Genomic DNA, 14,918 nt, shown 5'->3' with positions numbered 1-14,918 from the left:
ATATGAAAACCTTTATAACAGATAATTTTTTGTTGGAAAATAAATATGCTGAAGAATTATACCATCAGTATGCCAAAAACCAACCGATTATCGATTATCATAACCACCTACCTCCCGCGCAAATTGAGGCCGATACACAATTCGAAAATATTTCTCGTGTTTGGCTTAATGGCGATCATTACAAATGGCGTGCGATGCGAACCTTGGGGGTCAATGAAAAATACATTACCGGTGATGCCAGTGATCAAGAAAAATTTGAAGCCTGGGGGAAAACCGTTCCGCACACGCTTCGCAATCCATTGTATCATTGGACGCATTTAGAATTAAAACGTTATTTCGGGATTGATGAATTGCTGAATGAAAACAATGCTTCTACCATTTATAAAAACGTAAATGCACAATTGCAGCAACAAGAAAATTCGTGTAGAGGATTGTTAAAGCAGATGAATGTGGAAACGCTTTGTACTACTGAAGATCCTACAGACGATTTAAAACATCACCAAAGCATCAAGCAACAAAATATTGGCATTAAAGTAAGTACCGCTTTTCGTCCCGATAAATCCATCTTGATTGATGCAGAAGGCTACACCGATTATCTACAAGAATTAGGAAAAGTTGCTGAGGTTGATATTCAGAGTTTTCAAGATTTAAAAGATGCGTTACAGAAGCGTATCGAGTATTTTGATGAAAATGGCTGTAAATTGTGTGATCACGGATTAAACGCAATGTCTTTTGCTGAATTTACTGAAGCTGAAATCAATGCGATTTTTAAAAACAAGCTTTCCGGAAAAGAGGTTTCAGCCACAGATGCTGAAAAATTTAAAACTGCGATTTTACTGTTTTTAAGTGAAACCTACCATCAATTTGGATGGGTGCAACAATTCCATTTAGGTGCGCTTCGGAATAACAACAAACGAATGTTAGCGCAATTAGGGCCCGATACCGGTTGGGATTCGATAGGCGATTATAGTCAGGCCGAAAAATTGTCCCGATTTTTGAATACCTTAGATGGAAAAGATAAACTGACCAAAACTATTTTATATAACCTGAATCCTGCCGATAATGAAGTATTTGCCACCATGATTGGTAACTTTAACGATGGCAGCGTAAAAGGCAAAGTACAATGGGGCTCGGGTTGGTGGTTTTTGGACCAGAAAGACGGAATGGAAAAGCAAATGAATGCGCTTTCCAATATGGGTTTAATTAGCTGTTTTATTGGGATGTTAACCGATTCCAGAAGCTTTCTTTCGTTCCCAAGGCACGAATATTTTAGAAGGGTGTTGTGTAACCTCTTCGGAAAAGAAATGGCTTCGGGTGAATTACCCCAGGATATGGATTTGGTAGGAAGTACCATTGCCAATATTTGTTATGTCAATGCCAAGGATTATTTTAAGTTTTAGAGATGAAAGTTATAAAGCGAAATCATTACAATGATGATTAAAAGATTGTTTTTTGTTTTCGGATTATTATTACTATTTGGATGTAATGTAGATTCTTCAGTAAAAGAATTAAAACTTGCCCATAGTCTCAGTAATAATCATCCTGTGCACAAAGCAATGCAATATTTTGCCGAAAGAGTGGCTTTTCATTCTGACGGTAAAATGAAAATAAAGATATATCCCAGCAGTCAGTTAGGATCAGAGCGGGAATGTTTAGAATTACTGCAACTGGGAAGTTTGGCCATGACCAAAGTTTCCTCAGCAGTAATGGAAAATTTTTCACCAAAACTCAAGGTTTTTGGGTATCCTTATCTATTTGAATCGAAAGAACAACGCTACGCTTTATATGATAGTGATTTAGGGAAAGATCTCTTGGCTGATGGAGAAAAATACTGGTTACATGGATTAACTTATTTTGATGCCGGTAGCCGTAGCTTTTATACTAAAGATACTCCAATCAGGGAACCTTCAGACTTAAAAGGATTAAAGGTGAGGGTGATGCAGAGCCCAACGGCCATTAAGCTGGTTAGTGCACTGGGAGGTTCACCAACACCGGTTTCCTGGGGAGAACTGTATACGTCTTTACAGCAGGGCGTGGTGGATGCTGCCGAAAATAATCTGCCCAGCTTCTATTCTTCTAAGCATTATGAAATCTGTAAGAATCTATGCTTAGATGAGCATAGTTCGTTGCCAGATATTTTGGTCATGAGTTCTATTATTTATTCAGAATTATCAGAAGAAGAAAAAGAAGTGCTAAGCATCAGTGCTCAGGAAGCAGCGATAGAACAGCGCAAATTGTGGGAAACGGCCGAAAAAGAATCGCTTGAAGCTGTCACACAGGCAGGAGTGAAAGTTACTCGACCGGATATTGAAGTATTCAAAAAAGAAAGTAAGCAGATTATTACCGATCTGCAATCTGAAGATCCCGATTTATACGATTTAATCCAGAAAATAAAAGCGATACAACCATGAAGAAACTTGATTTTTATCTGGGCTGGATCATTGTTGTTTTACTAAGCATAATGCTTATTACGGTATTATGGGGAGTAGGTGCGCGTTATATAATGGATAGCCCAAGTTCCTGGACGGAAGAGCTTGCCCGGTTTCTGCTTATTTGGGTGAGCATGTTAGGAGCGGCATATGTTTCGGGGAAAAAAGGGCATATTGTTATCGATTTATGGCCAGAGAAGATGATTAAAAAATACGGTAGGCTTATGGACCTGATCGTTAGTTTGCTTATTGTTTTATTTGTGTTCGCGATTTTTATAGTAGGTGGCTTTAGATATATTTATGTTTCTTTTAAACTTTGGCAAACTTCAGCAGCTTTAGAAATTCCCATGGGGTATATCTACCTTATTTTGCCAATAACAGGCTTCTGTATACTTTTTTACCGGATAAGTTTTCTAATTAAAGATTTAAAACGATAAGGATGGAAATATTTATACTTGCTATTAGTTTTATTATTCTAGTTGGGATAAGAGTCCCGGTTGCCTGGAGTATAGGTATTGCTTCTTTAATCACCCTGCTGTTTAGTATCGATTCTTTACCAGCAGTGGCAACTATAGCTCAGCGTATGGTTACCGGGCTGGATAGCTTTTCATTATTAGCCATTCCGTTTTTCATTTTGGCAGGGCACTTAATGAATAGCGGTGGGATTGCCAGGCGTCTTATTGTTTTCGCAAAGTCACTAGTTGGTAGTTTACCTGGCGGTTTGGCCCATGTTAATATTGTGGCAGCTATGCTGTTTGGCGCTATTGCCGGTTCAGCCGGTGCAGCTGCGGCGGCAATCGGAAGTTTTATGAGTTCGAAAATGGAAGAAGAAGGATATACCAAAGAATATGGTGTGGCCGTAAATGTAACCTCTGCAACCACGGGATTATTGATTCCACCCAGTAATATTTTTATAATCTATTCTTTAGCCAGCGGAGGGGTGAGTATAGGCGCATTATTCTTAGCAGGTTATATTCCTGGGATTTTAACGGGTTTGATCTTGATGATCATTGCCTTAATTTGGGCAAAACGAAAAGGTTTTCCTACGGCTAAACGAGCTTCGGTCAGTGAGGTGTTAAAAAGTTTTTTGGATGCCTTACCAAGTTTGATGTTATTATTAGTGATTATTGGCGGAATAGTTGGTGGTATTTTTACGGCAACAGAAGCCTCATCGGTAGCAGTAGTATATTGCTTAATTCTTGGTTTGATTTATAAAGAGCTAAGTTTAGATAAATTAAAAGGAATTCTGATAAAATCAGCTGAAACCATTGCGTTGGTCATGATCCTTATTGCTTTGAGTATAGCCATGTCCTGGGTAATGTCTTATGCAGATATTCCAGAGCAGGTAACCTCAGCATTATTAGGGTACAGTGATAACCCCATTGTCGTGATGATTATGATTAATTTGATTCTACTGGTGATAGGGATTTTTATGGATATGACCCCCGCTGTGCTTATATTTACTCCTATTTTTCTACCCGTAGTAACAGCTTTAGGAATAGATCCAGTTCATTTTGGGGTAATCATGGTATTAAATTTATGCATTGGTTTATGTACACCACCGGTAGGGTCGGTTTTGTTTATAGGAGTAGGAGTGGCCAATACCAGTATCAAAAAAGTGATCAAGCCTTTGATGCCGCTTTTTGTAGGAATGCTAATTTCTTTAATGCTGGTTATTTTATTCCCGAAGTTAAGCTTGTGGTTACCTGAATTATTTGGCCTTTAAGCTCTTTTCGGGAAGCCTTTTTATATTGTTATAGGATACACTTATTTTATGCGTTGGCTGGAAGCTCTTATTATGACTTCGGTGTCCAGAATGGTAATTTCAGAAACTCCTTTTTCCATTTCTTTATCGGCATGTTCTAAAATACGTTTGGTAGATAATTCACCCATCTTCATTGCGGGATGGGAAATTGTAGAAAGGGCAGGTTCTACTATAGAAGCTAAAGGATCATCGTTAAATCCTATAACCGCTAGTTCATCAGGGATTTTAACGCCTTTTTCTTTTGCCTGCATGATAGCACTTACTGCCGCGGTATCATTAGAAGAAAAAATACCATCTGGTGGATTTTTCATGTTTAGGAGTTTAGAAGTCGCCTCTTTACCTTCTTCAAAACTCAAGGTATTCATATAAATCAGTAAGTCTTTATCTGGAGCGATATCGTGAGCTTTTAATGCATCGATATAGCCATTTTTTCTTAATTTATAAACATTAAGATGTTGTGCTCCCGCAAAATGTGCGATTCTTTTACATCCTTGCTGGATTAAATGCTCGGTAGCTTTATAGGCAGCCGAATAATTATCGATAATAACCCGATAGCTATTAAGATCTGAAGGTACACGGTCTACAAAAACAACCGGAATATCCTGTTCAATAAATTGCTTGAAATGATCAACATTTTTAGTTTCCATACTAAGAGAGGCTACAATTCCGCAAACGCGACTATCGTAAAGCGCCTTTGCATTGGCTACTTCATTTTTATAGTTATCATCAGATTGGCTAATAAGAACATTATATCCTGCGGCCCGGGCTGAGTTTTCTACACCGCTAATTAATGAGGAAATAAAGGGGCGATTAATTCTCGCAATCAGGATACCAATATTGTTACTCCTGTTATTTCTAAGGCTTGCAGCTAAAGAATTAGGTCGGTATCCAAGTTTTTTAGCCGTCTCCTGTATTTGCTTTGTAGTATCTTTTCCTATACTCTTATGATTCTTAAGCGCTCTGGAAATGGTGCTGGGAGAATAATTCAACTGATTGGCAATGTCGTAAATGGTAACGACTTTATTTTTCTTTTTGCTCATTATTTTAGTTCTTTCAGCTAATGGTGTGGTGTATGCTTTGCTTAGTGATGTTTTCAACATCATTAGCAAAATACGAATTTTGCTCTACTTTAGAGCTTAAACGATTTAACAAATTTAGTCTTTTCTATGGTTTACGCAACCGATTGCTTTTTGTTTATAATGTTAAGCAAAAATTTTTATTTCGTTTAAAGTGTAAAACATTTTAAATCAAAACTTTATGCTATTTTTAATTTACGAATACGATTGAGTTAATTTTTATATATTTATAATCGTAATTTAAAAACTTAACTGAAAATGAATAAGCTCTCTTTGTATTCTACAATTTTAGCCACTTTAATTTTGACATCCTGTAAAAATAATGCGGAAAACGAGAAAGTAGAAGAAAAGTCTGAAGTTCCACAAACAGATCAAACTAATCAGGTTCGAAAAGTAGAAACCGAGCCCCTCGTAACCAAAGATTTTACCGCAGATCCTTCTGCTCATGTATTTAACGATAAAATCTATATTTACCCTAGTCACGATTTTGATTCTGGAGTGCCTGAAGATGACCTTGGAAATCACTTTAATATGAGAGATTACCATGTGTATTCTATGGATAGTGCAGGTGGAGAAGTTACAGATCACGGAGTAGTTTTAGACGTAGATGATGTAGCATGGGCAGCACGGCAAATGTGGGCGCCCGATGCGGCAGAGAAAGACGGGAAATATTACCTTTATTTCCCTGCAAAAGACAAGAATGATATTTTTAGAATAGGGGTTGCGGTAGCCGATCAGCCAGAAGGCCCTTTTAAACCGATGCCCGATTATATTAAAGGATCTTTTAGTATAGATCCTGCAGTCTTTGAAGATACCAATGGTGAATATTATATGTATTTTGGAGGAATTTGGGGTGGCCAATTGCAACGTTGGGAAACCGGAAGTTTTGCTGATGAAGACAAATATCCTGCAGATAGCATAAAGGCTATTGAGCCAAGAATTGCAAAATTGGCTGATGATATGGCCTCATTTAGCGAAGAACCTAAAAGGATACGAATTTTAGACAAAGAGGGTAATGATCTTCTTACCGGGGATAACGATCGTCGATTTTTTGAGGCAGCATGGGTGCATAAGATGGATGATACTTATTATTTATCTTATTCGACTGGCGATACCCATAAAATTGTATACGCAACTTCAGATAGTCCTTATGGTCCGTTTACTTATCAGGGCGTGATATTAGAACCGGTTTTAGGTTGGACTAATCATCATTCTATCGTTAAGTTTAATGGAAAATGGTATTTATTTTTCCATGATAGTTCACTTTCCAAAGGAAAAACATATTTAAGAAGCGTGAAAATGACCGAACTTACTTTTAATGAAGATGGCTCAATCCAAACTATAAACGCTGCAGTTCAGGATTCAATCAATTAAACAATGCGTTTTTTTTACATTTTTATTTTTTTATTTGCTAATACGCTGTTTGCCCAGGTTCGCTTGCCAAAACTGGTAAGCGATGGGATGGTTTTACAGCGTAATAGTAATGTACGCATTTGGGGCTGGGCTTCAGAAGGGGAAGATATCGAAGTCAGTTTTCAGCAAAGAAACTATAATACCAGTACCAAAAATGGGAAATGGGAGATTTTGCTGGAAAATCCAAACATTGGTGGGCCTTATACCATGCTAATTTCCGGAAAAAACAGCATTCAGCTTGATTCAATTTATGTAGGTGATGTTTGGTTATGTTCTGGCCAGTCGAATATGGAGTTACCAATGTCTCGTGTAGCACCTAAATATCCTGAAGAAATAAAATCGGCTGATAATGCAGAAATTCGATATTTTCAGGTACCCAAAGAATATAATCTAACGAAGAAGTTAGACGATTTTTCTGGCGGAAACTGGATTTCGGTAAACCAAAATACCATTGAAGGTTTTGCGGCAATTCCTTATTTTTTTGCTAAAAATCTTTATGAAGAATATCAAATACCAATTGGTTTAATCGATGCTAGCCTTGGTGGCTCACCGGTAGAAGCATGGATGAGTGAAAAGGCCCTTAAAAATTTCCCTGAAGCAATTGCTGAAGTCGAAAAACTAAAACCAGAAGGCGTAATTGATAGTCTGGAGCAGTTAGATCAAAACCGGATTCGCAACTGGTACACCACTGTTACTGCTGAAGATGCTGGTTTAAAATCAGGTTGGAAAACTGCTAATTTTGATGATAGCGACTGGGAAGAATTTGAATTACCAGGTTTACTGAAACAACCGATAAACGGAGTGGTTTGGTTTCGTAAGAAATTTGATTTAAAAAGTGAATTTTCGGGAAAACCAGCAGAACTTTTAATGGGGAGGATCGTAGATGCAGATTCGGTTTTTGTAAACGGAACTTTTGTAGGGAACACCACCTATCAATACCCGCCAAGAAGGTATCAAATTCCTGAAAATATTCTTCGCGAAGGTGAAAATACTATCACGGTAAAACTAATTAGTGAAAGGGGACGGGGCGGATTTGTAACAGATAAACCTTATGAGTTTAATTTTCCAGAAAAACGCATTGACCTTAAAGGAGCCTGGAAATATAAAGTGGGGAAAGCGACAGAAGCTTTGCAACCACAAACTTTTTATCGCTGGAAACCAACAGGTCTTTACAATGCGATGATCCATCCTTTGCTTAAATATTCTATTAAAGGAGCCATTTGGTACCAGGGAGAGTCAAACACCAGTGAACCTGAAAAATACAGTGAATTATTTCCAAAGATGATTGAGAGCTGGCGAGAAAACTGGCATCAGGAGGCTTCAAATTTCCCTTTTCTTTTTGTTCAGCTGGCTAATTTTATGGAAAGTAGAGAAAATCCGACAGACACGAATTGGGCGAGACTTCGTGAAGCTCAAAAGGCAGCCCTAAATGTACCCAAGACCGGTATGGCAGTAACTATTGATGTTGGGGAATGGAATGATATCCATCCTTTAGATAAAAAAACGGTAAGTGACCGCCTGGCCACTGCAGCAAAACACCTGGCTTATGGAGATGCTTCAGTAGTGCCTTCTGGCCCCATTTACACTTCCTCAGAAATAAAAAATGATTCAATTATCCTACATTTTGATGCTGTAGGCAGCGGATTAAAAATAAAAAATAATCAAGAATTAAAAGGTTTTGCCATAGCCGGAAACGATAAGCAATTTGTTTGGGCTAAAGCGAAAATTGAAGGAGACAAGGTCATAGTTTATAGCCCGCAGGTAAAGCATCCCGTGGCGGTAAGATACGCGTGGGCCGATAACCCGGAGAATGCGAACTTATATAATAAAGAAGACCTTCCGGCATCACCATTTAGAACAGACCAATGGAAACAAAACAGATAAAATTTTCCTCGATAATCGATATCAAATGCTTTGATCCAGATAGTTATCGGGATGTCTCGTTTTAAAAATTTCTTGTTTAAATTAAATGCTTCGTGGGCGTGCCCCGAAGATAGTTACGGTAAATTTTATGAACCTGTGTTTTATCTTAAAAATAAAGCCTGGGCTACCTGTTAAAAAATAGCAATGAGTATTAATACGGAATTTAAAACTGAGACTTATCTCCTTAAAAATGCAAATGGATTAAAGCTTCATTTAATTAATTATGGAGGACGAATTACCAATCTTGAAGTTCCCGACCGAAATGGAAATTTTGAGAATGTGGTTTTACATTTAAATACAAAAGATTATCTAAAATCCAATCCATTTATCGGTGCTTTAATCGGGAGATATGCTAACCGAATAGCAAATGCCTGCTTTAAATTGAATGGGCAATCATTCAGGATTAATAATAATGAAGGGACAAATTGTCTGCATGGCGGTATTGGAGGTTTTGATGCCGTTTTTTGGACTGTAAAAAAACTAAGTGATACTAAAGTGCTTTTAACCTATGATAGTCCGCATTTGGAAATGGGATTCCCCGGGAATTTAAAAGTGAAAGTGTATTACGAACTTACCAATGCGAATGAGTTAAAGATTGATTATTATGCAGTTTCAGATCAAGAAACGGTGATTAATCTCACTCAGCATTCTTATTTTAATCTAACAGCAGATTTTAACAAGAAAATCACTGATCATGAGGTGTTCATTAATGCCGATGCTTTTTTGCCAACTTCAGGAAACATACCAACAGGGGAAATTAGACCTGTAAAAGATGGTGTTTTTGATTTTAGGATTCCAAAAAGAATAGGCTTAGCTATCGATGTAAATGATGACCAGTTAAATACAGCCGGAGGTTATGATCATTGTTTCGTTTTAAATAGAGATCATTCCGATTTGACTTTAGCTGCCACCGCTTATGATGAGGGGAGCGGTCGGTTTTTAGAGGTATTTACAACCGAGCCGGGAATGCAGTTTTACACCGGTAATTCTTTAGATGGAAGCTTGAAAATTCCCAATGAGCCAGGGAATTATGAAAAACGTTCCGGGTTTTGTTTTGAAACACAGCATTTCCCCGATTCACCAAATCAACCCGCTTTTCCCTCAGTGGTTATAAAGGCAGGAGAAGAGTTTTCTTCAACAACAGTGTATCAATTTTCAGTAAAAGCAAGGGAAGATAAATAGGGAATATCAAATTCAGCTTTAACAAATAAGATTTTAGAATGTCAAGACATTTAAAATATAGATTCGTAAAAGGTTTTATAGGAAAGCGTAATGTGATTTTTGTACTTTTTCTAATGCTTTTAGCGTCTTGTGGAACTTCCTCCTCTATCGTTCAAAACGATTCTAAAAATCAACAAAAGTGGGTTGGGAGTTGGAGTACGGCTCCACAATTGGTAGAGCCAAGAAACGTTCCGCCGGCACCGGGATTAACTGGTAATACTTTGCGGCAAATTATTAGGCCGTCTCTGGGAGGGAAAAGCATTCGCTTAAAATTTTCTAATGCGTTTAGTGATCTCCCGGTGGAAATGATATCTGTAGAGATTGCTATAGTGACAGAGCAGCCCTTGGTTAAAACTTCAACGGTAAAAACATTGAAATTTAATGGAAGCCCTGAAGTAACTATGCCTGCCGGAGAAGCCGTATTCTCGGATGCACTGGCCTTTGAATTTGAGGCAAGCGACAGATTAGCGATTACTATAAAATTCGGCAAAACTGCAGAAAAAATTACGGGGCACCCCGGTTCTAGAACAACTTCCTATTTAGTCGAAGGAAACGAGAATATTAAAGAAAATGCTTTTGAGAATGCGATAACTACAGACCACTGGTATATAATAAATACACTTGATGTTATGGCCGGAAAAGAGGCTTCAGCCGTTGCAATTTTGGGAAATTCGATCACCGATGGCCGTGGGTCAGGCATCAATAAACAAAATCGCTGGCCGGATATTTTAGCCGAAAGGTTAATTCAGCATTCCAGAACAAAAAATATAGGAGTGCTTAATATGGGAATTGGTGGAAATGCTGTGTTGCGAGGTGGTTTGGGACCCACAGGATTAAACCGATTTGATCGTGATATTTTAAATCAAAGTTCAATAAAGTATTTGATCATTCTGGAAGGTGTAAATGATCTTGGTGCAACACCAGATAGTACCGCTGCCTTTAAAGTAGCGAATAAATTAATTGAAGCCTATAAAACGATGATTAAAAAAGCACATGCTCAAAATATAAAGGTTTACGGTGGTACCATTACTCCCATTCAAAAATCTTTCTATTATAAAGACTTTAGAGAACAGGCCCGGCAAAAAGTAAATAACTGGATTAGAAATAGCGGAGCATTTGATGCTGTGATCGATTTTGCTAAAGTTTTGGAAAGCCCAGAAGAACCCAATGTAATAGCTAAGAATTTACAATCTGGTGATTATTTGCATCCCAACGAAAAAGGATATGAGGTGATGGGGGAGGCTGTTGATTTGTCTTTGTTTAAAAAATAAAACCAGAACTCGACCAATTCTTATAATTTAAATGGAATAATGAGTGCTCCTAATTGGTTTAACAAAGGAATTAGAAAATATAAAGAAAGCAGTTTTAGGCTGTTTTTCTATCTAGTATTCATAAGCTTATGAGCAAACTAAGGTCAGTATCCGATATTTTTATACTTAGTATTTTTCTGTTAAGTCTTTGTGCGGAAGCTCAGGATGGAAAATCTTCTCAGGATAGTATTCATAAACTAAACTATCAGCATTTTATGCAGATGAAACATCAGTTAGGAATCACTGCTAAAAATAGACAGGGGCCTTCTGGAGATCCAACTGATCCAAATGCTGCCAATTTTGATGAAAGTAAAGTAAGATCTTATGTTTTACCTGAAGTATTAGTTAGCAATGAAGGTAAACAAATAAATACTTCCAGGGAATGGTGGGAAATCCGAAGACCCGAAATTGTTGAAGATTTTGAAACTTCAATCTATGGTCATTTACCCGATCATATTCCAGATGTAAAATGGAATATTGTTTCTAAAAAAGATACTCTTATAAACTCTTATCCGGTAAGCGAGCTTCTTTTAGAAGGGCTTGTGGATAATTCTGCCTATCCGGCAGTTGAGGTGAAAATCGAGCTGTTAGTTGGGATACCTAAAAGCGCAAAAAAAGCAGTGCCATTAGCTATGGAATTCGGGTTTATAAAATCTCCTTTCATGAGGGCTAATGATGAACCAGACAGCTACTTCTTTTCTTCCTATGAGCCTAAATGGAAACAGCAATTATTATCGCAAAATATGGGGTATGCTATATTAGTGCCTAGTAGTATTCAGGCTGATAATGGTGCAGGGCTGACTTCCGGAATCATAGGATTGGTAAATCATGGTAAGCAAAGAAAACCCGATGAATGGGGAGTTTTAAGAGCCTGGGCGTGGGGCGCAAGTCGAGCCATCGATTATTTTGAAACGAACCCAAAAATAGATGAAAACCGAATTGCAGTAGAAGGCGTATCCAGATATGGTAAAGCTGCCATAGTTAGTATGGCTTTCGACCAAAGAATTTCTCTTGGTTTCTTTGGTTCGGCCGGGGCGGGAGGAATTTCGTTGCTACGTAGAAATTTTGGAGAACAAGTAGAAAATCTTGCAAGCCCAGGTGAGTATCATTGGTTTTGCGGAAATTTTATAAAATATGCCTCGGTAATGGAAACCCAAGATTTACCTGTAGATGCCCATCAATTAATTGCTCTTTGTGCACCAAGACCAGTATTTATAAGTGCTGGTTCACATCTTATCGAAGGACAGTGGGTAGACGCCAAAGGAATGTTTTTGTCTAGTGTTTACGCCACACCGGTGTATGAACTGTTAGGGAAAAAAGGACTTGAAACTTCAGGATTTCCAAAAATGGGTACCGCTCTAGTAGATGGAGAAATTGCCTTTAGACAGCATGCAGGCGGCCATAGTACCGGCCCAAATTGGAGTACATGGATTGCATGGGCAAGCAAATATTGGCAATTTTAAACATGAATTTTTGACGCTCTGAATGAATTGCGGCAGTTAAAATTATTAACTGATAAAAAAGAAGCTTATTTATTGAAAAATATATAAATTTAGATTATACTTGTAGTCTAAATAACTATTAGTAGAATGAAAAACAATAACTCTTTCAACAATAAACTTATTATCCTAATCACACTTGTAGCAAGTCTTGGAGGTTTGTTATTTGGGTATGATACCGCAGTGATTTCTGGTGCGGTAGGGGCCATGAATACTTATTTCATTAATCCGCTCGATAGCGATAACGTTTTAGCTTCTAGCGCTATTATCGAATTTAAGAGTATTATTAGCATTACTTCTATGGGAATTTTAGTCTTATTTTTTTACTTTCTGTTTAAGTTTTTTAAAAAAAAGACATCCATCGCTATCATTATTATTTTTCTTCTTATTTCGATTCCGTTATTTAAAATATACTTTTTAGATCTTCCCGATGTCTTAACCGAGAATCTAAGAAATTCGATATTAGGTTTTATGACTAGCAGCGCATTAGTGGGCTGTATTTTAGGAGCTTCTTTCGGCGATTTTATAGCGAATTCTGTTGGGCGTAGAAACGGCTTGGTGATTTCGGCTGTTCTGTTTTTACTATCGGCTTTAGGATCTGGATATCCTGAGGCTTTTAATATTTTTGGGATTCAGACCCTTTCCTCATTTATCATATATAGGATTATTGGCGGAATGGGTGTTGGGATCGCCAGTATGTTGGCACCACTTTATATTGCTGAAATGGCTCCTGCGAATATCAGGGGAAAAATGGTTTCCTGTAATCAGCTCGCCATTGTTACCGGTATGTTGGTGGTATATTTTGTAAACTATTTTATCGTACAGGGACAAAGCGAAGAGTGGATTACAGATCTGGGGTGGCGTTATATGTTTTTATCTGAGGTAATTCCTGCTTTTCTGTTTTTTGTGCTTTTACTTTTTATGCCGAAAACCCCGCGTTTTGAAGTTATGAAAGGAAATGAAGATAAAGCCAAGTCGATTTTGGATAAATTGAATGTGAAAGCTTCTTCAGATCGTATTCTTATTGAGATTAAAAACTCATTTAAAACCAAGAAAGCACACTGGTTATTTTATGGATGGCCGGTAATTATTGTTGGTTTATTACTTTCGGTTTTTCAGCAATTTGTAGGAATAAACGTGGTTTTGTATTACGCTCCAGAGATTTTTAAAGGAATGGGTGTAGATACCAATGCATCGATGTTGCAAACTATAATTGTAGGAGCTATAAATATGATTTTTACGGTAATTGCTATTATGACGGTAGATAATTTTGGACGTAAAAAGTTATTGCTGATAGGTAGTGTGGTGATGGGAATAAGCATGATAGGTTTAGGTTTTTCTTTATTTGCCGGTACCGTAGGCTTTACGTCCCTAATACTTATGTTGGTTTACATTGCTGCTTTTGCGGTTTCCTGGGGACCGGTAACCTGGGTATTACTTTCAGAAATTTTCCCAAATTCGATTAAAGGAGTGATGGCGGTTGCGGTTGCGGTACAGTGGTTGGCGAATCTTGTTATTTCCTGGACGTTCCCAATAATGAACAATAATCCATTTTTAGTAGAAAACTTTAATCATGGATTTTCTTATTGGGTGTATGGTGCTTTTGCGGTAATCTCTGCAGTATTTGTTTGGAAGTTTGTACCAGAAACCAAAGGCCGGTCACTAGAAGATATGGAACAACTCTGGCTGAAAAAAGAAGACGAATAAAAGTTTCAATCCACAAAAGTTATTTTAAAACATACAGTATTGAAAGTCAATGCATTTCGTTTTTTTTAAAACTAGGATATCTTGATTTTTAACCAAATTAGGTAAATCGATTATATATTTTAAGAAGAAATTTCTTGTAAGCGCATAAATAGTTCCTACATTTGCGGTCAATGAAAAAAGCATCAGGATATACTGTTATTCTTACCGCGCTCTTAATTGTTTTTGCGTTGGTATATCCCTATGTTCATATTTTTGAACACGGCTTTGCTCAGCATTCGGGATTAAAAGATCATACTCACATTGTTCAGATGGACAAGAATATCGTGAAGTCTGGTATGGATTGTAAAATCTGTGATTTTCATTTTTCCGGCTTTAATAGCCTCGAGTTTTTCACTTTCGATCTTTTTATTCCGACTAAAGAATTGGTTTATTCACTTTCACTTACACAAACTATCTGGGAGTTTCCAGATCCTTATTTTTCTTTACGGGCTCCCCCGGTTATCCGTGCTTAATTAATGTTTTAAATACCTGAAAATTGTTTCTTCTATTTCAGGTCATGTTACATGTTTAGTTAC

General features: G+C 37.4%; 12 protein-coding genes. 11 read left to right on the top strand and 1 reads right to left on the bottom strand.

Going from position 1 to position 14,918, the window contains the following annotated elements; genetic code table 11:
* Window positions 1-2: 2 nt before the first annotated feature.
* The 4 genes from uxaC to ZPR_RS14350 are packed head-to-tail and all read left to right on the top strand — an operon-like array spanning window position 3 to window position 4,155.
* Window positions 3-1,400, top strand: coding sequence for a glucuronate isomerase (uxaC, locus tag ZPR_RS14365; RefSeq protein WP_013072451.1), 1,398 nt, complete (start codon window positions 3-5; stop codon window positions 1,398-1,400).
* A gap of 30 nt (window positions 1,401-1,430) precedes the next feature.
* Entirely contained in the window at window positions 1,431-2,411 is a 981-nt protein-coding gene (locus ZPR_RS14360) for a TRAP transporter substrate-binding protein (protein ID WP_013072450.1), read from the top strand.
* The gene (locus ZPR_RS14355) at window positions 2,408-2,866 is read left to right on the top strand and encodes a TRAP transporter small permease (protein WP_013072449.1); all 459 of its coding nucleotides are present in this window, start codon (window positions 2,408-2,410) and stop codon (window positions 2,864-2,866) included. The genes ZPR_RS14360 and ZPR_RS14355 overlap by 4 nt, the downstream gene beginning before the upstream one ends.
* Window positions 2,867-2,868: 2 nt before the next feature.
* A complete protein-coding gene (locus ZPR_RS14350) occupies window positions 2,869-4,155 on the top strand; it encodes a TRAP transporter large permease (RefSeq protein ID WP_013072448.1) in 1,287 nt (428 codons plus the stop codon).
* A 41-nt stretch (window positions 4,156-4,196) separates the two neighbouring features.
* Here the strand turns inward: ZPR_RS14350 and ZPR_RS14345 are convergent, their stop codons facing one another.
* Window positions 4,197-5,297, bottom strand: a complete 1,101-nt coding sequence (locus ZPR_RS14345; RefSeq protein WP_233421305.1) for a LacI family DNA-binding transcriptional regulator — start codon at window positions 5,295-5,297, stop codon at window positions 4,197-4,199.
* Between the two features lie 231 nt (window positions 5,298-5,528).
* On the opposite strand from ZPR_RS14345, the gene ZPR_RS14340 reads away from it, so the two are divergent.
* The 7 genes from ZPR_RS14340 to ZPR_RS14310 all read left to right on the top strand — a co-directional run bounded on the left by ZPR_RS14340 (window position 5,529) and on the right by ZPR_RS14310 (window position 14,855).
* Window positions 5,529-6,644, top strand: coding sequence for a glycoside hydrolase family 43 protein (locus tag ZPR_RS14340; RefSeq protein WP_013072446.1), 1,116 nt, complete (start codon window positions 5,529-5,531; stop codon window positions 6,642-6,644).
* Window positions 6,645-6,647: 3 nt separating this feature from the next.
* On the top strand, window positions 6,648-8,567 hold the full coding sequence (locus ZPR_RS14335; protein WP_013072445.1) for a sialate O-acetylesterase: 1,920 nt from the start codon (window positions 6,648-6,650) through the stop codon (window positions 8,565-8,567).
* Between the two features lie 183 nt (window positions 8,568-8,750).
* Window positions 8,751-9,788 carry an aldose epimerase family protein gene (locus tag ZPR_RS14330; RefSeq protein WP_013072443.1) on the top strand — a complete coding sequence of 346 codons (1,038 nt, stop codon included), beginning with the start codon at window positions 8,751-8,753 and terminating at the stop codon, window positions 9,786-9,788.
* Between the two features lie 38 nt (window positions 9,789-9,826).
* Window positions 9,827-11,098, top strand: a complete 1,272-nt coding sequence (locus ZPR_RS14325; RefSeq protein ID WP_013072442.1) for an SGNH/GDSL hydrolase family protein — start codon at window positions 9,827-9,829, stop codon at window positions 11,096-11,098.
* Window positions 11,099-11,226: 128 nt separating this feature from the next.
* Window positions 11,227-12,600, top strand: coding sequence for a glucuronyl esterase domain-containing protein (locus ZPR_RS14320; RefSeq protein WP_013072441.1), 1,374 nt, complete (start codon window positions 11,227-11,229; stop codon window positions 12,598-12,600).
* A gap of 126 nt (window positions 12,601-12,726) precedes the next feature.
* Entirely contained in the window at window positions 12,727-14,343 is a 1,617-nt protein-coding gene (xylE, locus tag ZPR_RS14315) for a D-xylose transporter XylE (protein WP_013072440.1), read from the top strand.
* Between the two features lie 170 nt (window positions 14,344-14,513).
* Window positions 14,514-14,855: a hypothetical protein gene (locus ZPR_RS14310; RefSeq protein WP_013072439.1), complete on the top strand. Its 342-nt coding sequence runs from the start codon at window positions 14,514-14,516 to the stop codon at window positions 14,853-14,855.
* The last annotated feature ends 63 nt before the right edge of the window (window positions 14,856-14,918 follow it).

The organism is Zunongwangia profunda SM-A87, from assembly GCF_000023465.1.
GTDB lineage: Bacteria > Bacteroidota > Bacteroidia > Flavobacteriales > Flavobacteriaceae > Zunongwangia > Zunongwangia profunda.
The sequence above is the reverse complement of the archived record's forward strand: the minus strand, read 5'-3'. Positions and strand labels throughout refer to the sequence as shown.